Source organism: Ruegeria atlantica, from assembly GCF_013033965.1.
Lineage (GTDB): Bacteria > Pseudomonadota > Alphaproteobacteria > Rhodobacterales > Rhodobacteraceae > Ruegeria > Ruegeria atlantica_D.
In genome coordinates, this window is sequence record NZ_WQFE01000009.1 from 23,559 (window position 1) to 41,388 (window position 17,830).

The 17,830-nt window shown below is 57.6% G+C and carries 20 protein-coding genes; 5 read left to right on the top strand and 15 right to left on the bottom strand.

Annotated features, from left to right (window positions below):
• Window positions 1-11 precede the first annotated feature (11 nt).
• Complete coding sequence (locus tag GOW16_RS15610) at window positions 12-1,646, bottom strand: SulP family inorganic anion transporter (protein WP_170416648.1); 1,635 nt, start codon at window positions 1,644-1,646, stop codon at window positions 12-14.
• Between the two features lie 200 nt (window positions 1,647-1,846).
• Between GOW16_RS15610 and GOW16_RS15615 the strand changes: the two genes are divergently transcribed.
• Complete coding sequence (locus GOW16_RS15615; protein WP_170416650.1) at window positions 1,847-2,719, top strand: S-methyl-5'-thioadenosine phosphorylase; 873 nt, start codon at window positions 1,847-1,849, stop codon at window positions 2,717-2,719.
• A 9-nt stretch (window positions 2,720-2,728) separates the two neighbouring features.
• Here GOW16_RS15615 and GOW16_RS15620 read toward each other — a convergent pair whose 3' ends face one another.
• Window positions 2,729-3,595 (bottom strand): alpha/beta hydrolase, encoded by an 867-nt coding sequence (locus GOW16_RS15620; protein ID WP_170416652.1) that lies wholly within the window; start codon window positions 3,593-3,595, stop codon window positions 2,729-2,731.
• Window positions 3,596-3,807: 212 nt separating this feature from the next.
• On the opposite strand from GOW16_RS15620, the gene GOW16_RS15625 reads away from it, so the two are divergent.
• Window positions 3,808-4,824, top strand: a complete 1,017-nt coding sequence (locus tag GOW16_RS15625; RefSeq protein WP_170416654.1) for a DUF418 domain-containing protein — start codon at window positions 3,808-3,810, stop codon at window positions 4,822-4,824.
• 52 nt (window positions 4,825-4,876) lie between these two features.
• Entirely contained in the window at window positions 4,877-5,506 is a 630-nt protein-coding gene (locus GOW16_RS15630) for a LysE family translocator (RefSeq protein WP_170416656.1), read from the top strand.
• Window positions 5,507-5,510: 4 nt separating this feature from the next.
• Here the strand turns inward: GOW16_RS15630 and GOW16_RS15635 are convergent, their stop codons facing one another.
• Window positions 5,511-5,684 (bottom strand): hypothetical protein, encoded by a 174-nt coding sequence (locus tag GOW16_RS15635; protein ID WP_254429820.1) that lies wholly within the window; start codon window positions 5,682-5,684, stop codon window positions 5,511-5,513.
• Window positions 5,685-6,005: 321 nt separating this feature from the next.
• On the opposite strand from GOW16_RS15635, the gene GOW16_RS15640 reads away from it, so the two are divergent.
• Complete coding sequence (locus GOW16_RS15640) at window positions 6,006-6,545, top strand: adenine phosphoribosyltransferase (RefSeq protein ID WP_170416660.1); 540 nt, start codon at window positions 6,006-6,008, stop codon at window positions 6,543-6,545.
• 170 nt (window positions 6,546-6,715) lie between these two features.
• Window positions 6,716-7,198, top strand: a complete 483-nt coding sequence (locus tag GOW16_RS15645; RefSeq protein WP_170416662.1) for a fasciclin domain-containing protein — start codon at window positions 6,716-6,718, stop codon at window positions 7,196-7,198.
• A gap of 34 nt (window positions 7,199-7,232) precedes the next feature.
• Here the strand turns inward: GOW16_RS15645 and GOW16_RS15650 are convergent, their stop codons facing one another.
• From GOW16_RS15650 to coxB, 12 genes are all read right to left on the bottom strand, one after another.
• Window positions 7,233-8,648, bottom strand: coding sequence for an FAD-binding oxidoreductase (locus GOW16_RS15650; RefSeq protein ID WP_170416664.1), 1,416 nt, complete (start codon window positions 8,646-8,648; stop codon window positions 7,233-7,235).
• 38 nt (window positions 8,649-8,686) lie between these two features.
• Window positions 8,687-9,505, bottom strand: coding sequence for an MBL fold metallo-hydrolase (locus GOW16_RS15655; protein WP_170416666.1), 819 nt, complete (start codon window positions 9,503-9,505; stop codon window positions 8,687-8,689).
• 85 nt (window positions 9,506-9,590) lie between these two features.
• On the bottom strand, window positions 9,591-10,217 hold the full coding sequence (locus GOW16_RS15660) for a hypothetical protein (RefSeq protein WP_170416668.1): 627 nt from the start codon (window positions 10,215-10,217) through the stop codon (window positions 9,591-9,593).
• A gap of 4 nt (window positions 10,218-10,221) precedes the next feature.
• A complete protein-coding gene (locus tag GOW16_RS15665; RefSeq protein ID WP_170416670.1) occupies window positions 10,222-10,806 on the bottom strand; it encodes a GNAT family N-acetyltransferase in 585 nt (194 codons plus the stop codon).
• Window positions 10,806-12,068: a M16 family metallopeptidase gene (locus GOW16_RS15670; RefSeq protein ID WP_170416672.1), complete on the bottom strand. Its 1,263-nt coding sequence runs from the start codon at window positions 12,066-12,068 to the stop codon at window positions 10,806-10,808. The genes GOW16_RS15665 and GOW16_RS15670 overlap by 1 nt, the downstream gene beginning before the upstream one ends.
• On the bottom strand, window positions 12,065-13,453 hold the full coding sequence (gene thrC / locus GOW16_RS15675) for a threonine synthase (protein ID WP_170416675.1): 1,389 nt from the start codon (window positions 13,451-13,453) through the stop codon (window positions 12,065-12,067). Before thrC ends, GOW16_RS15670 begins: the two co-directional genes overlap by 4 nt.
• On the bottom strand, window positions 13,450-14,127 hold the full coding sequence (locus GOW16_RS15680; protein ID WP_170416677.1) for an SURF1 family protein: 678 nt from the start codon (window positions 14,125-14,127) through the stop codon (window positions 13,450-13,452). The genes thrC and GOW16_RS15680 overlap by 4 nt, the downstream gene beginning before the upstream one ends.
• A gap of 171 nt (window positions 14,128-14,298) precedes the next feature.
• Complete coding sequence (locus GOW16_RS15685) at window positions 14,299-15,114, bottom strand: cytochrome c oxidase subunit 3 (protein WP_170416679.1); 816 nt, start codon at window positions 15,112-15,114, stop codon at window positions 14,299-14,301.
• A 22-nt stretch (window positions 15,115-15,136) separates the two neighbouring features.
• Window positions 15,137-15,712: a cytochrome c oxidase assembly protein gene (locus tag GOW16_RS15690; protein WP_170416681.1), complete on the bottom strand. Its 576-nt coding sequence runs from the start codon at window positions 15,710-15,712 to the stop codon at window positions 15,137-15,139.
• On the bottom strand, window positions 15,712-15,873 hold the full coding sequence (locus tag GOW16_RS15695) for a hypothetical protein (RefSeq protein ID WP_170416683.1): 162 nt from the start codon (window positions 15,871-15,873) through the stop codon (window positions 15,712-15,714). The genes GOW16_RS15690 and GOW16_RS15695 overlap by 1 nt, the downstream gene beginning before the upstream one ends.
• Window positions 15,870-16,826, bottom strand: coding sequence for a heme o synthase (cyoE, locus tag GOW16_RS15700; protein ID WP_170416685.1), 957 nt, complete (start codon window positions 16,824-16,826; stop codon window positions 15,870-15,872). The genes GOW16_RS15695 and cyoE overlap by 4 nt, the downstream gene beginning before the upstream one ends.
• A gap of 84 nt (window positions 16,827-16,910) precedes the next feature.
• Window positions 16,911-17,822 (bottom strand): cytochrome c oxidase subunit II, encoded by a 912-nt coding sequence (gene coxB, locus GOW16_RS15705; RefSeq protein WP_170416687.1) that lies wholly within the window; start codon window positions 17,820-17,822, stop codon window positions 16,911-16,913.
• Window positions 17,823-17,830 lie beyond the last annotated feature (8 nt).

Genomic DNA, 17,830 nt, shown 5'->3' on the forward strand with positions numbered 1-17,830 from the left:
GCCTTTTTCAATTAGTGACCGCCCAGAATTCCGGTACGAACCGAGTAATCCACCGCCAGTTCGTAATCCGGGTCATCGTCGCTGTCGACCATCAGGTGACCTGCCTTGTTCAGCAGCTTGTGGCAATCACGGCTGAGGTGGCGCAGCATGACGCGCTTGCCCGCGGCCTCGTACTTGGCGGCGATGTTTTCTATGGCCTGCAGCGCGGATTGGTCCACGACGCGGCTTTCTGCAAAGTCTACGATCACGGTGTCGGGGTCATTCGGCACGTCGAAGAGTTCGATAAAACCATCGGATGAGCCAAAGAACAGCGGCCCTTGGATCTCATAGACTTTTGCGCCCTGCTCTGTGGCCGAATCTCGCGTGACAGCGTGGATGCGCTTGGCGTTGTTCCAAGCATAGGCCAGTGCAGAGACGATCACGCCAACAACGACGGCAACCGCAAGGTCTTCCATTACGGTCACGACCGTCACCAGAACGATGACAAACGCATCCATCAGAGGAACTTTGCGCATGATCTTGAACGAGTTCCAAGCGAAGGTGCCAATCACCACCATAAACATTACACCAACCAGCGCGGCCAGTGGGATCTGCTCGATCAAAGGTGAGGCAAACAGGATAAAGATCAGCAGGAACAGGGCCGCAGCAATGCCGGCGATACGGGTACGACCGCCGGACTTCACGTTGATCATCGACTGACCGATCATGGCGCAGCCGCCCATGCCCCCAAAGAAACCAGTGGCCACGTTGGAAACACCCTGCGCGATACACTCCTGCGAGGCACCTCCGCGTTTGCCGGTGATCTCACCAACAAGGTTCAGGGTCAAAAGGGATTCGATTAAACCAATGGCGGCCAGAATGACGGCGTAAGGCAGAATGATCTCAAAGGTTTGCCAGTTCAGCGGCACCATCGGGATGTGGAATTGAGGCAGACCACCCTCGATCGAGGCCAGATCGCCAACGCGCGGCACATCTAGCCCAAAACCGATCACCAACGCGGCAACTACAACGATCCCGGCCAGCGGCGCGGGGACGATGCGTGTGATCCGCGGCATGATCCAGATGACTGCCATGGTCAGGGCAACCAAGCCCAGCATGGTATAAAGCTGCAGACCAGAAAGCCATTCGCCGCCACCCACACCGTGGCCGGTGTTTTCCATGGTGCCGGGCACCTTGAATTGACCCATCTGCGCCAAGAAAATCACGATGGCCAGACCATTCACAAACCCCAGCATCACCGGATGCGGCACCAGTCGGATGAACCGGCCCCAGTGCATCGCGCCTGCAATGACCTGCAAAATACCCATCAGAACCACCGTGGCGAACAGGTATTCCACTCCGTGTTCGGCCACCAACGCCACCATGACAACAGCCAGAGCGCCGGTTGCGCCTGATATCATGCCCGGACGTCCGCCGATCAACGCGGTAATCAGGCCAACCATGAATGCGGCATACAGCCCAACCAAGGGATGCACACCCGCAACAAAGGCAAACGCCACAGCTTCGGGCACCAGCGCAAGCGCCACAGTCAGACCGGACAAAAGCTCGATCCGCAGGCGCGAGACGGTCAGCCCCTCATCCGGCATCCAGCGGAGATCGGGTTTAGCTATACGATTGGCAAAGCTTGCCAGCATGGCTCGGGGCATGAGACGTCCTGTGGGTTTGTTTGTTCGCGCGAAAGGGGCCTTTTACCTGTCATGCCTGACATTAGATACTGCACCCAGCGGGACCCTGATATGCGTAAAGCGCATAGCTTGCAGGCGGCATACACAAACCCTTGAAGCCACTTGCCAAACCAGCGGTCGCCAAGCAGAACTCTTTCAACAGTTTTTCACGGAGAGCAGCCATGACCCAGACCAAAATCGCAATCATCGGTGGATCAGGCATTTACGATATCGACGGTTTGGAAAATGCGGAATGGGTCACCGTTGAGACACCATGGGGCGACCCCTCGGACCAAATTCTGACCGGATCGCTGAATGGCGTGGACATGGCCTTTTTGCCCCGCCACGGGCGCGGTCACGTGCATTCCCCGACCGACGTGCCTTATCGCGCCAATATCGACGCATTGAAACGGCTTGGTGTGACCGACGTAATCTCAGTCTCGGCCTGCGGTTCGTTCCGCGAACACATGGCACCGGGTGATTTCGTGATCGTCGATCAATTCATCGACCGGACCTTTGCGCGCGAAAAAAGCTTTTTCGGGACCGGCTGCGTGGCCCATGTCAGCGTAGCTCATCCAACCTGCCCGCGCCTGTCCGATGCCTGTGAGACCGCAGGCAAGGCAGCCGGGATCACCATCCATCGTGGCGGAACCTATCTGGCGATGGAGGGGCCACAATTCTCGACGCTAGCGGAATCCAAGATGTACCGCGAACAGTGGGGCTGTGACGTGATCGGGATGACGAACATGCCCGAAGCCAAACTCGCCCGCGAGGCCGAGCTTTGCTACGCCTCGATCGCCATGGTCACCGATTACGACAGTTGGCACCCGGATCACGGCGAGGTGGACGTTAACGCCATCATCGCCACGCTGACAGGCAACGCCGAGAAAGGACGTGCCTTGGTCAAGGGCCTGCCGGGCCTGCTGGGGGCGGAACGCGCGCCCTGCCCACACGGCTGCGACCGAGCACTGGAATTTGCCATACTGACCGCACCGGAAAAGCGCGACCCCGCCTTGCTGGAAAAACTGGACGCTGTTGCTGGTCGGATTCTCTGACCAGCAAACTCAGTTTGATGGCAGCGACTGCTGAACCTGATCCCATAGCCCATGCGACCAGAGGTCGTTGTGGGTGCCGTCTGATATGACGTGCAGTTGCGCAGTATCCCCTGCCATCGCCGCCAATGCCTCACCATGATGCAACGGGACCGTTTCGTCTTCGGTCCCGTGGAAGATCAGCGTTGGAACCGTTACATTCGCGATCAGATCGCGGGTCGCGAACTGATCGCGCATCAGGGCATGAACAGGTAGCCAGGGGTATCTTTCCGCAGCAACGTCCACGGTCGCCGTAAAGGGTGCCTCCAGCACCAATAGCTGCGCATTCGGGCGCTGTTCGGCCACTGCTGCAGCCACAGCAGTTCCAAGGCTCTGACCGTGCAGCACAATTTCCGCGCCTTGGCGATCCAACTGGTCATAAATCTGGATGCCGTCGGATATCAGCGCCACTTCGGACGGTTCGCCATCGCTGCCCGGATAGCCGCGATAGCTGGGGGCCAGAAGTCCGAGACCGCTGTTGAGGATTTCCCTCATCCGGTCGGCCCGATCGCCCAGATTGCCGGTTTGACCATGAAAGAACAAAACTGTCGGCGCGCCCTCTATTGCAGGCGGGGCAGACCACGCGGTCAGCGTGACGCCATCGGACATCGTGAGAGATACCGAATCCACATCAGCCAACCCTACCGAGTTGGGCGCTGGCAATTCTCCGTCCGGTTTGAACAACAGCGATTGCTGGTTCACATACATATACCCCACAATTCCGGCGTAGATCACTGCGAGGACCGGAACCAAAAGGATCAGCGCGCCCTTTACGCGGGCAAGCCGCGAGTGGTTGCGCTCAGGTATCGCGCCTGTGGATGTGTGATCAGTTTGAACCATCGGCCTCTCCGAAGCGTTGTGTCCTGTCCAAGGTCGGTGACACAGGGAACCAATTCAAGCCGCCCGGGGCACACTTAATCCAATCTTTAAACTTGTTGCCGTGTTGCACGGCCCCAGTTCTTTTTTGCTCAACATCTTGAAAAAACGTCCGTATCGCTCCGATGTGTGGGCCACATGGCGGTGTCAAAACACTGACAAGACAGAGGGAAAGCATGAAGCGACTTGAGGCATTGGACGCGGCCCGGTTTCTGGCATTTTGCGGAATGGTTCTGGTGAATTTCCGCATTGCCGCCCAGGTTGCCCCTGGCAATGACTGGGCCTCGATCCTGATCGACATGCTCGAAGGCCGCGCGGCTGCATTGTTTGTCATCCTGGCCGGTATTGGAATTGGATTGTCTTCTGTGTCAGCCTCGGTATTGCTGCGGCGAGCAGTGTTTCTGTTCGTCCTCGGTCTGATCAACATGACTGTATTTGACGCGGATATACTGCATTTCTACGCCGTGTACTTCGTTGTTGGTGCGGCTTTCCTGGCGGCCCCGGCAGGTGCGTTGTGGCTGGGGTCCATCGGAGTGGTGGCGCTGGCCGTCCTTGCCATCTCGATCTTCAACTACGACCTTGGCTGGGACTGGAACACGCTGACATACACCGACCTTTGGACCCTACCCGGCTTCTTGCGCAATCTCTTCTTCAACGGCTGGCACCCGGTTCTTCCCTGGGCCGCGTTCCTGTTGATCGGAATGGCCGTTGGACGGGCAGAGCTGCACACGATCTGTATTCAACACCGGCTGATCATGTGGGGGTTCGGAGGCGCCGTATTTGCCCTGTTCCCACAGATGCTGGCGTCGGATCCAGATTTGGCGGCCTATTTGGGGACAGAGTCCATTCCTCCGGGGCCGTTCTACATCATTGCCGGGACAGGGTCGGCGTGCGTAGTGATCGGATTGCTACTGAAGCTGTGGCCGAAGGTCGAAAAGCTGCGCCTCGGCCCTGTCCTGATCGCACCCGGCCGTCAGAGCCTGACGCTCTATATGGCGCACATCCTGATCGGCATGGGCATGCTGGAAGAAGCCGGGTTGCTGAACGGGTCACTGAACGCCCCACAGATCGTGGGCTACGCTATTGTATTCTGCGCGGCGTCCTCAGCTTTCGCCCTTCTGTGGTTTCGCAAGTTCAAACGCGGCCCACTGGAAGCCGTGATGCGTCTGACAACACAGCCACGCGGGGCTTGACCTTGCACGCCGGTCCGGGCTTGCTGCGGGGAACGCATTCACAGGATTTCTGATGTCTCTTGATCTATGGCTCACCTTTGTCGCTGCATCCACTGCCCTTCTGCTAATCCCAGGCCCCACGGTTTTGCTGGTGCTTAGCTATGCCCTGTCCAAAGGGCGCAGTGTGGCTGTGGCATCAGCGACGGGTGTAGCTGTTGGAGATCTGGTGGCTATGACGGCCTCATTGTTGGGACTGGGCGCGCTGGTTCTGGCGTCTGCCACCTTGTTTATGATCCTCAAATGGGTCGGCGCCGCCTATTTGGTCTGGTTGGGTGTTAAGCTGTTGCGCAGCGCGCCATCAGGTGGACTTGAGACTGTGGACACCGGGCGCGATGTCACCGCCCGCAGCGTCTTTGGACATGCCGCCGCTGTCACCGCGTTAAACCCGAAATCCATCGCGTTCTTTATCGCCTTCGTTCCACAGTTTCTGCGTCCGGCTGATCCGCTTGGGCCGCAATTCGCCATCCTGATCGCAACCTTCGTCGGGCTGGCTTGGCTGAATTCACTGGCCTACACCCTGCTGGCAGACCGCTTACGCCAAATGATCGGCCGTTCAGGCGTCATCACTGCAATGACCCGGTTCGGAGGGGTGACTTTGATCGGGATGGGCGTGGCCACGGCTGTTTTGCGCCGACCGGCCTGAGGGCCTAATCCTCTGCGTGTTCCTTCATGAACCCGCGTATGAAACGCCGGATTTCCCTTGCGGCTGATGTGTCCAGCTCTCTGCACAACTCAACAAAGGCGTCCCGTTCGTCCTTATCCAGACGCAGGACCAACTGACTGTTTTTCTTGGTTGAGACCTTGCCGTCTTTTGTTGTCACGCGCCCTGTTCCCATCAAAATTCCCGCCCTACAGGCTATTATTTGTATATACACTGCATAGAATTTGTAATTCGCGAGCACCTAACAACAATTGAGGTCAATGGCAATGAACCTTCACTTCCGCTCTGGCGTTTCTCTTGAAAGATCCCCGAAAGTGGCGCAATCCGCAGCAGCCGTTTTTGCCTTCCGCACCGTACCGCAATCACGGACCACCGAAATCAACCCGAAAACGTCGCAGGCACGGTGACAGCAATCTTTCCTTGCATGACTGTCACCGATGGGCCAAACAACCCAGCGTGTTTTGACGTCAGAGGGGTGGCCATGTCCAGGAACAAGTCGGTCAAGGATTACATTCGGACCATCGTGGATTTCCCGCATGAAGGGATCATGTTCCGGGATGTAACAACCCTGTTCGCCGACCCGCGCGGGTTTCGCATAGCGATTGACCAGATGTTGCACCCCTATGCCGGCGAACAAATTGACAAGGTCGTTGGCCTTGAGGCGCGCGGGTTCATCCTTGGCGGGGCTATTGCACATCAGTTAAGCGTCGGTTTTGTGCCAATCCGGAAAAAGGGCAAGTTACCGGGAACCACGATCAGCCAAGACTACAAACTTGAATACGGTGAGGCGATTGTCGAAATTCACGATGACGCCATCCAGCCGGGTGAAAAAATCCTCGTCGTTGACGATCTGCTGGCGACCGGTGGCACCGCCGCCGCAGGCATCAAACTGATCGAGCGTTTGGGTGGCGAAATCGTCTCGTGCTCATTCATTATCGACCTGCCCGAACTGGGAGGCCGCAAAGCTTTGGAGGATATGGGCATGGATGTCCACGTCCTGTGCGAATTTGAAGGCCTTTAACAATCCTCGCGATCACAAAAACGTGAGTGGAAATTCGAAACCGCGCTGGCTTAGCGCGGTTTTCTTCGCGATCAACCTGAACTTATCGACACATTCAGTGATCTCTGCTCGATGATGCCGCGTACCCCTGTTGATGCCACCAAGGGCATTCCAACAAGGGAATTCATATCATGTTTCGCAAATTTGCAATTGCCGGTGTCGCAAGCATTCTCGTGTCAGCGACGGCTTATGCTGATGGCCACTCCAAAGATATCGTCGACACCGCTGTCGGTGCAGGCAGCTTTGAAACCCTTGTCGCAGCCGTCCAGGCAGCAGAACTGGTCGATACGCTGAAAGGTGAAGGCCCATTCACCGTCTTCGCCCCCACGGATGAGGCGTTCGCGGCCTTGCCCGAAGGCACAGTCGAGACCCTGCTAAAGCCCGAGAACAAGGATCAGCTGGTCGCCATCCTGACCTATCATGTAGTACCCGGCAAAGTGATGTCAGGCGATCTGTCCGATGACATGATAGCCGCAACCGTTCAAGGCGGAGACATCAAGATCGACCTGGACAACGGCGTGATGGTCAACGACGCCAACGTTGTGCAGGCAGATATCGAAACGTCGAACGGCGTCATCCATGTGATTGACAAGGTTATTCTACCGGAATCGTAAGTTCAGCGCGCGGCCGATCCGAAATTGGCCGCGCCTACACCTTCAGCACGGCCCCGGGGTTCATGATCCCCTTGGGATCAAGAGCGGCTTTTATCGCACGCATCGCAGACAGCTTCACAGGGTCGCCATAGTGCTCAAGATCATCCGTTTTTAAACGACCTATACCATGTTCAGCGCTGATCGAGCCGCCGAATTCATGCACCAGATCATGCACCGCGCCTTTGATCTTTGCCCGCTGTGCATCATACTCCGCACGGTTATGCCCCTGTGGCGGGAACACATTGTAGTGCAGGTTACCGTCTCCTAAATGTCCAAAGCAGTTGATGCGAAATGTCCCCAACGCATTCACCATTTCTAACCCACGCCGAATAAACTCGGGGATCTCCGAGATCGGGACGGAGATATCGTGACTCGAGACAGATCCAATCAACCGGTTTGCCTCGGGGATCTGTTCACGCACGGCCCAAAGTTCCATTCGTTGTGCTTCGCTTTGGGCAATAACCGCATCACCGACAAGTCCACGCGCGTCCGCTGTTTCGAACAGCGCCATCAGCGCATCTGACGGTGACGCACCGCCGGAAAGGCCCAACTCAATAAGGACCATCCATTCAGGCTGGACGTCAAACGGCTGACGGATATCGGGCAAAACCTCTGCCAGGAACTGCAGACCTTGCTTGTGGATCAGCTCAAAGGTGCTGACCCCCTCGCCCACCTGATCGCGCACCATCGCCAGCAGATCAATGGCAGCTTCGGGCGAGGCCACCTGAAACATCGCTGTGCCGGTTTCTCCCGGGCGCGGGGACAGTTTCAAAGACGCCGCGGTTATGATACCCAGCGTACCTTCGGACCCGATCAGCAGATTTCGCAGATCGTACCCGGTATTGTCCTTGCGCAACCGGCTGAGGCCGTGCCAGATCTCGCCATTCGGCAAAACCGCCTCAAGCCCCAAACACAAATCGCGCGCATTGCCGTAGCGCAGGACATTGACCCCACCTGCGTTCGTCGCAAGATTGCCACCGATCCGACACGATCCCTGCGCGGCCAGCGCAAGGGGGAACAACCGATCCGCCCCTTCTGCAGCAGCCTGAACATCGGCTAAAATGGCACCGGCCTCGGCGATCAGAACGTTCTCGGTCGGATAAACCGTCCGGATGGCTGACATACGTTCCAGCGAAATCAGTAAAGGGGCCGGACCTTCGACCATCACTTGCCCGCCGACCAGCCCGGTACCACCACCATAAGGTACGACAGGAACCAACGCATCCGATGCAAGCCGAACAAGCGTCGAAACCTGTTCTACCGACCTCGGTCGCGCCAGAACGCCCACATGACCTGCAAACCTGCGGCGCGGCTCTTCCAGATATCGTTCCTCGACGGGGTGCAGAACATCATCGCCCATCGCAGCGCGAATAGACTGGGCAAATGTGTCATCGGCCGGGTTCAGTTTCATACCCATTCCTTGCCCAAGTCGCGAGGTCCCGACAAGCCTTATTCCAATTCGATGAGGTATTGCGGTTCCAGCACCACGACAGTCGGACGATCAGGTAGCGTACGCAAGGACACGATAATTTCCGACACGCCTTTTCGTTCGACGGGAAAATCATTGCGGATATCGACCAGAAACCGGTCCAGTGAAAAGCTGGAGAACCAGTGCATCGGAATGATGACCGAGCTTTTCAGCCGCTTCAGTACCGTGATCATTTCCGGCAAGGGCATCGTCGTTCCGCCATCTACAGCGGCCATCACAACGTCCAAACGCCCCAAAGCCGCAAATTGTTCATCCGATGGCACGTGATGCAAGTGCCCCAGATGACCGATGCACAAACCCTCAACCTCGAACACAAAGATCGAATTGCCGCGCTCTTCATAACCGCCATACGAGGATCGGATATCGGTCGAGACATTCCGCACCAGCATCTCGCCCAGATCAAGATAGTGTTCGATCCCTAGCCCGAACTCCCCCCACCCCGGCAACACATTCGGGATCGCAGGGTCCGGATGGGCCGTCCAATGGGTGCTGTGAGCGTGGTTCATCGTCACCACGTCCGGGATCAGATCCGCACTGCCGATAAATCCAGTGAAATCCGTCACCGCATTCAACCCGCCTTGGGTCTGGATCAGGAAAGACGCATGGGCAATATAGCTGATCCTGACCGAAAACTCAGGCACCGGGTCCTGCCAGGCGGCTTTGTGAAGATACTCGATCCCCGGCGCAGCATCCGCAATTGCGATGCAATGACTTGGCCGCCGTTCCTGCGCCGCAGCCCCGCCCGAGATCACCATCAATGCCACACCAACCCAGCGCATGGGGGAAGTGTAGCGCAGAACACAGGTAAGTCACGTCCGCAGATATCGCGTTAGTGAGATCACGGTTTGGTCTTCACGAAGCAGATCAGAGAACGATGCACTTCCGCAGCTTGAACGAGCGTGAGATTTTCGCCGCACGCAACGCTTGTGCCAACGGATCACTCACAAAAAACGCGTGGCGCATTTGTGTGTCTATCCAGATGTCAGGACCAACCAAGGCCGAAGCGCTGACCGCAATATCCTTGTCTTGCATTGCCCCAGGCGGCTGCCAGATAGCATAGTTTGGGTATGGCTTTGTTATGCGCGGAGATTGATCTGTCAGAACGGCCGTTTTTTGCGCACCGAAGTTCAAACAGAAATACTCGCCTTCAACCGGCGTGGTACGATCATGCTGAAAAAGTTTGACAGGGTAGAGATTGCCTTCACCGAGATCAAACTGGTGCAGAACCGCTGCACACGCGGAAGACACCGTCCACAGACCTCCAGCCATAAAGAAATCAGGCTGCTTCTTTTCCTTTTTGTCGTTGTACTTCGCGTACATTTCTTTCGGGAAACAGTCTTCTGACTGCGGTTCTCCAAGTCTGTTTCGCTTCATAGCTTCAACAGCGCGTTCCATATCCCTCAGGACAATGTCTGCCTCAAACCCTTTGATGCTTGAAACGCTCACCATCGCATCACTGACCCAGATCATTGGCTGTTTTGCCCGCGCCATCGACCTACCCCGCGTCGGTCTTTCCGCGCCGGTCTGAGCGCAAGCTGGCATACAGCACATGCGTCCGCCACCGCCCGTTGATCTGCAGGTACGATTGCGCGACGCCCTCGTATTTGAAGCCCGAGCTTTCCAGCAACCCGCGCGAGGGCTTGTTTTCCGGCAGGCACGCCGCCTCAATCCGGCTCAGGTCCAACCGGGTAAAGGCGTGATGAACGACGGCGCCTATAGCCTCGCGCATATAGCCCTGACGTGCAAAAGACAGCCCCGTCCAATACCCCAGAGTCCCCGCCTGCGCAGGGCCGCGGCGGACATTGTCCAGCGTGATGGCACCCAGAAGTACATCGTCCGTGCGCCGGAACAAAAACAGGGGGATTGCGGTCCCCCCCGAAACCGAACGCTGCGCCCAGTAGACGCGGTTCGTAAACGACTTTCTGCTCAGGTGATCCTTGGCCCAGACCGGCTCCCACGGGGTCAGATAGTCCCGGGACGCGCGCCGCAGCGCCGCCCAATCGTTGAAATCGGAATGCACAGGCGGGCGCAGGCTCAGGCGCTCGGTTTCGAGTTTCAGCTTGCGTCTGCCCAACAGCATCACGCCGCACGCCTCTCCTGCAATTCTGACAGGGTTGGCGCACCCGAGACCGGGCCATATAGCGCCAGCGCTGCCGGAGCCTGCACGGCCATTTGCTCGGCGAATACACGCACATCCTCGGTGCTGACGGCGTCGATCTTGGCTACTGTATCTTCAAGCGAGGGTACATTGCCCCAAATTTGCACCAGACGCGCCAGACGTTCAGCCCGGTTCGAAGGGCTTTCCAGCCCCATCAGCATACCGGCTTTCATCTGCGCCCGAGCGCGCGCAACCTCCTCGGCGCTCATGTCTTCGGCGGCGCGCTTCATCTCATCAATCGTAATGGTGGCGAGTTCCGCGACCTGATCCGCCGAGGTTCCCGCGTAAATCGTCGTCGTACCGGTATCGGCATACGCTCCGGTCTGCGCAAAAATCGTATAGCAAAGCCCACGCGTTTCGCGCACCTCCTGAAACAGCCGCGAGGACATGCCCCCGCCAAGCGCCGTCGAATAAATCTGCGCCGTGTAAATCGCATCGTCGCGATAGCCTGGGCTTTCCAATGCCAACGCGAAATGCGCTTGTTCCAGTTCTTTCTCCTGCCGCGCTTCGCCGCCGGTAAAACGGGCAGTTTCAGGGATCAGCCCCTTGCGCGGTTGCAGATGCCCAAACAGCGCCTCAGCCGTTTTCATCAGCGCATCATGATCCACAGCACCAGCGGCGGACAGAATCATCTGCTCGGGCCCATAATGTTCGGCGACAAACCCCGACAGATCCTCGCGCGAGAACGCGCTGACCCGTTCGGTCGGTCCCAGAATGGTCCGGCCCAAAGGTTGATCGTGATAGCTCTGCTCTTGCAGCCAGTCAAAGATCACGTCGTCGGGCGTGTCATAAGCCTGACCGATTTCCTGCAGGATCACACCCCGTTCGACTTCGATCTCGCGAGGATCGAAGATGGGGTTCAGAACGATATCGCCGATGACATCCATCGCCAACGCCACGTCATCTTTCAGAACGCGCGCATAATAAGCCGTCACCTCGCGCGAGGTATAGGCGTTGATGTAACCGCCCACATCCTCAATCGCTTCGGCAATTTGCAGCGCCGAACGACGCTCGGTTCCCTTGAACGCCATATGCTCAAGGAAATGCGCGATGCCGTTCTGCTCTATCCGTTCATGCCGCCCACCGGCGGTTACCCAGATACCGATGGCCGCCGATTGCAGCCCCGGCATATGTTCACTGACGATACGAAAGCCGTTCTTCAGTTGGTCTTGTCTGACAGTCACTCAGCGATATGCCTTTTGATATGATCCTCAAGGGCACCCAGATCGTTTGCAATGCGGGTCACCCGTTCCGGACGTTCATACAGATCAGACATGCGAGAGGGAAGAGGCGGATGCATGTCGCTCGCCTTCTCCACCGCGGCCGGAAATTTCGCGGGATGCGCGGTGGCCAAGGTGATCATAGGGACATCGGCTGCGCGATATTCTTCGGCGACCTTGATACCGACTGCGGTGTGTGGGCAGACCAGTTCAGCGCTATGATCCAGCGTTGATTTTATCGTTTCCAGCGTTTCGTCTTCGGACGCTCTCCCTGAGTCAAAGCTCTCGCGCAGAGCTTCCATCGCGCCCTGGCTTACATTGAAACCGCCATTCTTAAGCTCATCCATCAACTGAGCGACAGCTCTGCCATCCTCGCCATAGGCATAGTACAGCGCGCGTTCAAAGTTCGAACTAACCTGTATATCCATCGACGGGCTGATCGAGGGGATAGTGTCACCCTTGAAATACCCTTCGCCCGACAGACAACGATGCAGAATGTCGTTCTGGTTGGTCGCCACCACCAGACGGTCGATCGGCAGGCCCATGCGTTTGGCGAGGTAGCCCGCAAAGATGTCACCAAAATTGCCGGTCGGCACGGTGAAGCTGACCTTGCGATGCGGTGCGCCGAGGCTGACAGCAGCCGAGAAGTAGTAAACGATCTGCGCCAAGACACGGGCAAAGTTGATCGAGTTCACTCCTGCCAATTTCACTCCGTCGCGGAACTCGAAATCGTTGAACATGTCCTTCAGCGCTGCCTGACAATCGTCGAAGTCACCGTCCACGGCCAGCGCGTGCACGTTGCTGTCGGCGGGTGTTGTCATCTGACGACGCTGCACTTCGGACACGCGGCCATGCGGGAAAAGAATGAACACGTCCACCGCATCCAATCCCCGGAACGCCTCAATGGCAGCCGAGCCGGTATCGCCGCTAGTCGCGCCCACAATGGTCACCCGATCTCCGCGCCGGTTCAGAGCCACCTGAAACAGCTGACCGATCAACTGCATGGCAAAATCCTTGAAGGCCAGCGTGGGGCCGTGGAACAGCTCCAGCAGGAAGTGGTTCTCGTTCAGCTGCTTCAGTGGCGCGCGGGCGTCGTGGCCGAAGCCTTCATAAGCCCGAGCGATGATCTCTTTGAATTCATCCTCACCGAAGGACCCGCTGACATAGGGCCACATCACGCGGAACGCGATTTCCTCATAGGGCAAACCCGCCAGCGCTGCGATCTCATCCTGTGTCATAACCGGAATTTCAGCAGGCAGATACAGGCCGCCATCCCGGGCCAATCCGGTCAGCATCGCCTCTTCAAACGTCAGTTCGGGCGCCTGCCCGCGGGTCGAGATGTATTTCATGTCGCGTCACTCTCAGAAGGGGCGCGGCTGCGCCACAAAAAATATCCGGTCATCACGGCCCAGACCAGAGCCAGGCCAAACCATGTGATTGCATATTGCAGGTGATCATTCGGAATTCCCGTTGCCGAGACGGGCAAGGGTGTGACGCCGGGGTCAGTTTGCGACCGGGCGATCAGTAAGATCGGCTCAGCCCCCAACGCTGCGGCCAAGTTCGGAACATCACGAGCAAACCAGATATTTTCGTCAATATCCGGCGCGGGCGTGTACCCGTCGATCTCATCCGGCCAGTGCAGATTGCCGGTGATTTCCATCGGGCCATTCAGCCTTTGATCCTGCTTCGCCGTCACGGGAACAAAGCCCCGGTCCACCAGAATAGTCCGATCTTCCGTGCCGAAAGACTGGATGATCCGGTACCCTGCCCCGACCTGCTTGACTGAGACAAGGACGTGGATCTCACCCGGCTCCATCTCGCCTGTGATCGTGACCGGCAGATACTTGTCAGCGTCCGGCGACACGCTGTCGGGCAACCCAACCGGATCGGCAGAAATCCGGTTTTCGATCTCGGTCAGCACGCCCTGCTTCCACGCCAAACGCTGAACTTGCCAAACCCCCAGCGATACAAGGATCGCCAGGCCGGCAACGCCAAAGATCAGCAGGAAGAGAATGCGGCGCATATCAGGACCAGGTTGAGTTGTTCGAATGGCTCTATAAGAGCCGGCGTCTTGTTAAGGGGTGCACCTGCAGAAAGGCAACCTCACAATTGTATGGGGCGCAATAATGCGCCCCGGATAGAGAAAAAGCCGCCCCAATTGGGCGGCTTTTGCATTTTGATCGCCCGTCCGGCGTTACATCAACGGCGCTTGACCCCAGATGTACACGGCAAAGAACAGGAACAACCAGACAACGTCCACGAAGTGCCAGTACCAGGCCGCTGCCTCAAACCCGACGTGTTTCTCAGGCGTAAAGTCACCCTTGAGCGCCCGGATTAAGCACACCGACAGGAAGACGGTACCGATGAGCACGTGGAAACCGTGGAAACCAGTCGCCATGAAGAAGTTCGAATAGAACTGATCTCCGCCGAATTTCCAGCCCTCATGCGCCAGCAATTCGTAGTATTCAAATGCCTGCAGACCCGTGAATGCGACACCCAGAGCGATACCGATGGCCAGCCCCTGCACCAGCGCCTTGCGGTCATTGCCATGTACCAGCGCGTGGTGCGCCCAGGTAATCGCACAGCCCGACAGCAGCAGGACCAGAGTGTTGATCAGCGGCAGGTGGAACGGGTCAACCGCATGAATATCCGGCTGGATGTATTCGGTGCCGGCATAGTCATACATCGGATACATGCGATGTTTGAAGAACGACCAGAACCAGGCAAAGAAGAACATCACCTCAGACATCACGAACAGGATGAAGCCGTAGCGCAGACCGATGCGCACAACCGGTGTGTGATCGCCCTGACGGCTTTCAACCACAACCTCGGACCACCACGCGAACATGGTGTAAAGCACTGCGATAAGACCGGCCCAGAACATCCACGGGGTGACCCCGTGCATCCACAGGACGGCTCCGAACAGCATCACAAAGCCACCGACCGCACCGATCAGAGGCCAGATCGATGGGGCCAGAATGTGATAATCATGGTTTTTTGCGTGTGCCATCAGCGTCCCTCACCTACAGGCGTTAGTTCTTGTTTGTGACTGCCTGCACGTCAAGGGCAGCGTAGCCCTCGGGCAGGTCAATTTCGTAGAATGTATACGACAGAGTTATCGTATGAACATATTTCGCTTCCAGATCCTCGACCATTTCCGGGTCGACGAAAAAAGTGACCGGCATCTCAACACGTTCACCGGGTTGCAGCACCTGCTCTTCAAAGCAGAAACAGGCGATTTTCTGGAAATACCCGCCAGCCGAATAAGGCGTCACGTTATACGACGCCTGTCCTGCGATGGGGCGATCGGTCGGGTTGTAGGCCTCATAAAAGGCCAGTCCGGTTTCGCCGATGCGCACTTCCATCTCACGCTCGACCGGTTTGAACTCCCATGCCATGCCTTTCGCCTTCGAGGCGTCGAAGCGGATGGTAACCTTACGATCCAGAATGTCTTCGGGCGCGGTCGCAGCTACACCGGTGGTTCCGCCAAAACCGGTGACACGGCAGAACCAGTCGTAAAACGGCACGGCCGCCCAGGCCAAGCTGCCCATCAGGACAACCACACCAACGGTCTGCACAACCGTTTTCCGAGGACCTGTCAACGCCATCAGTTCCGAACCTCTTGCGTGGCCAGGTTGAAATCCGTGCCCGAAACCTTGACGATTGTCAGACCGAAGATGATCACGATAAAGGCCGCCAACGTCAAGCCGACGCCAACGTTGCGACTGAACCGGCGTTGATGCAGTTCGTGGCTTTTACGCAGGCTCATGACCAACCTCCCAGCCCATAGGGTTTCAGCAGCGCTTCGGCCAGAATAGCACCGAAATGCAGGAACAGGTACAGCAGCGACAGCTTGAAGAACGAGCGTTCGACCTTGAAGTTATCGGCTTCAGAGTCGTCCTCGTTGCGGCGCGAGATCTGCCACGCGCCCCGCAGGAACAAAGCATTCAACACTACGGCAACGGTCAGATAGATCGGGCCTCCGATACCTGAGAATGCGGTACCAACGGCCAGCATGGCCAGAAGTGCCGTATAGACAAGGATATGCCAGCGCGTCGCACGGCGACCATGTGTAACGGTCAGCATGGGCACGCCCGCATCGTCATAGTCCGAGCGCATGAACAGCGCCAGCGCCCAGAAATGCGGCGGGGTCCACATGAAGGTCAGAGCAAACATCAGCCACGGCTCGATAGACATCGACCCCGTTGCAGCAACCCAGCCGATAACCGGCGGGAAGGCCCCTGCTGCGCCACCGATGACGATGTTCTGCGGCGTCGAGCGCTTCAGCCACATCGTATAGACGACAACGTAGAAAAAGATCGTGAAGGCCAGGAATGCACCCGCAAACCAGTTGGTCGCAAGCCCCAGCATGATGACGGACAGCCCCGACAGGGCCAGTCCGATTGCCAGCGCCTCACCTTCCTGAACCTTGCCAGAGGGGATTGGACGGCCCTTGGTGCGCTTCATCACGCGGTCGATGTCGGCGTCCCACCACATGTTCAAAGCGCCGGATGCGCCGCCACCGATGGCGATGAACAGGATGGCGCAGAAGCCGACAAATGGGTGAACAGGTACCGGTGCCGCCAGAAGTCCGACCAAAGCGGTGAACACGACCAGCGACATCACGCGCGGCTTCAGCAAGGCAAAGAAATCGCCAAAGCTGGCCTCATCCGCGTGGGATTGGGCGCTTACTGTGCTGGCATTGATGCTTGCGTCGCTCATGTCCGGTCCTTCTGGGGCGAAGGCTGCGCAAAACCCGCGCAGCCTGCATTGTTTTTGGCGCGAGCCGTCAGCCCGCGCGGGTCATCACTTGGACGCAACCTGGAAGGTTGCGGGCTGACCTGCGTATTCTTCCAGTGCGCCTTGCAGCCACTGCTCATACGCCTCTTCGCTGACCACTTTGACGGTGATCGGCATATAAGCGTGATCCTTGCCGCACAATTCGGAACACTGGCCGAAATAGACGCCTTCTTTCTCGGCTTCGAACCACAGCTCGGCCAGACGTCCCGGAACGCCGTCCTGCTTTACCCCGAAGGACGGGATGGTCCACGAATGGATCACGTCAGACGCGGTAACCTGCATGACGATGACCTTGCCAACCGGAACCACAACGGCGGTGTCGGTGGCCAGCAGCCATTCGTCTTCGCCATAGCCCGCATCGGCCAGTTTGGCGCGCATCGCGTCATCCAGAACGAACGGGGTTACGTCCGCATCTGCAGGGCGCGCACCTTCGTCCAACGTGGCCGGATGGCCCAGCAGATAGCTGTCGAATGCGAAATCGTGATCAACGTATTCGTAGGTCCAGTACCACTGGTTCCCGACGACCTTGATAGTGATGTCACCTTCGGGGATTTCCTGCTGATTGAACAGAACCGGCAGCGAGAAGGCACCGATAAAGACCAGTATCAGGATCGGACCCAAGGTCCACGCGATCTCGACCGGGGTATAGTGCGAGAACCGCGCCGGTTCGGGGTTGTTGCGCGAATTGTAGCGCACGATGCAGTAGATCAGCAGACCGGCAACGAACAGGCAGATCACGGTGATGATCACCAGAATCATGGCATCCAGCCGGTGAATTCCTTCCGCCAGACTGGTGGCTGCGGGCTGGAACCCAAGGCCGCCATCGACCGGCTTACCAATAATCTCAAGCTCCTGAGCCATTGCGGGAAGGCTGGAGAGGGCTGTCATCAACCCCGAAAGCATCAAAGCATTCTTCATTTTCTGTC

What these genes read in the sequence shown, in the direction of transcription:
- GOW16_RS15695 (WP_170416683.1), bottom strand. Translation starts at nt 15,873, where the DNA reads ATGAGCCTGCGTAAAAGCCACGAACTGCATCAACGCCGGTTCAGTCGC.
- coxB (WP_170416687.1), bottom strand. Translation starts at nt 17,822, where the DNA reads ATGAAGAATGCTTTGATGCTTTCGGGGTTGATGACAGCCCTCTCCAGC.
- GOW16_RS15620 (WP_170416652.1), bottom strand. Translation starts at nt 3,595, where the DNA reads ATGGTTCAAACTGATCACACATCCACAGGCGCGATACCTGAGCGCAAC.
- GOW16_RS15630 (WP_170416656.1), top strand. Translation starts at nt 4,877, where the DNA reads ATGTCTCTTGATCTATGGCTCACCTTTGTCGCTGCATCCACTGCCCTT.
- GOW16_RS15640 (WP_170416660.1), top strand. Translation starts at nt 6,006, where the DNA reads ATGTCCAGGAACAAGTCGGTCAAGGATTACATTCGGACCATCGTGGAT.
- GOW16_RS15615 (WP_170416650.1), top strand. Translation starts at nt 1,847, where the DNA reads ATGACCCAGACCAAAATCGCAATCATCGGTGGATCAGGCATTTACGAT.
- GOW16_RS15680 (WP_170416677.1), bottom strand. Translation starts at nt 14,127, where the DNA reads ATGCGCCGCATTCTCTTCCTGCTGATCTTTGGCGTTGCCGGCCTGGCG.
- GOW16_RS15665 (WP_170416670.1), bottom strand. Translation starts at nt 10,806, where the DNA reads ATGCTGTTGGGCAGACGCAAGCTGAAACTCGAAACCGAGCGCCTGAGC.
- GOW16_RS15625 (WP_170416654.1), top strand. Translation starts at nt 3,808, where the DNA reads ATGAAGCGACTTGAGGCATTGGACGCGGCCCGGTTTCTGGCATTTTGC.
- GOW16_RS15660 (WP_170416668.1), bottom strand. Translation starts at nt 10,217, where the DNA reads ATGGCGCGGGCAAAACAGCCAATGATCTGGGTCAGTGATGCGATGGTG.
- GOW16_RS15685 (WP_170416679.1), bottom strand. Translation starts at nt 15,114, where the DNA reads ATGGCACACGCAAAAAACCATGATTATCACATTCTGGCCCCATCGATC.
- GOW16_RS15610 (WP_170416648.1), bottom strand. Translation starts at nt 1,646, where the DNA reads ATGCCCCGAGCCATGCTGGCAAGCTTTGCCAATCGTATAGCTAAACCC.
- GOW16_RS15650 (WP_170416664.1), bottom strand. Translation starts at nt 8,648, where the DNA reads ATGAAACTGAACCCGGCCGATGACACATTTGCCCAGTCTATTCGCGCT.
- cyoE (WP_170416685.1), bottom strand. Translation starts at nt 16,826, where the DNA reads ATGAGCGACGCAAGCATCAATGCCAGCACAGTAAGCGCCCAATCCCAC.
- thrC (WP_170416675.1), bottom strand. Translation starts at nt 13,453, where the DNA reads ATGAAATACATCTCGACCCGCGGGCAGGCGCCCGAACTGACGTTTGAA.
- GOW16_RS15655 (WP_170416666.1), bottom strand. Translation starts at nt 9,505, where the DNA reads ATGCGCTGGGTTGGTGTGGCATTGATGGTGATCTCGGGCGGGGCTGCG.
- GOW16_RS15645 (WP_170416662.1), top strand. Translation starts at nt 6,716, where the DNA reads ATGTTTCGCAAATTTGCAATTGCCGGTGTCGCAAGCATTCTCGTGTCA.
- GOW16_RS15690 (WP_170416681.1), bottom strand. Translation starts at nt 15,712, where the DNA reads ATGGCGTTGACAGGTCCTCGGAAAACGGTTGTGCAGACCGTTGGTGTG.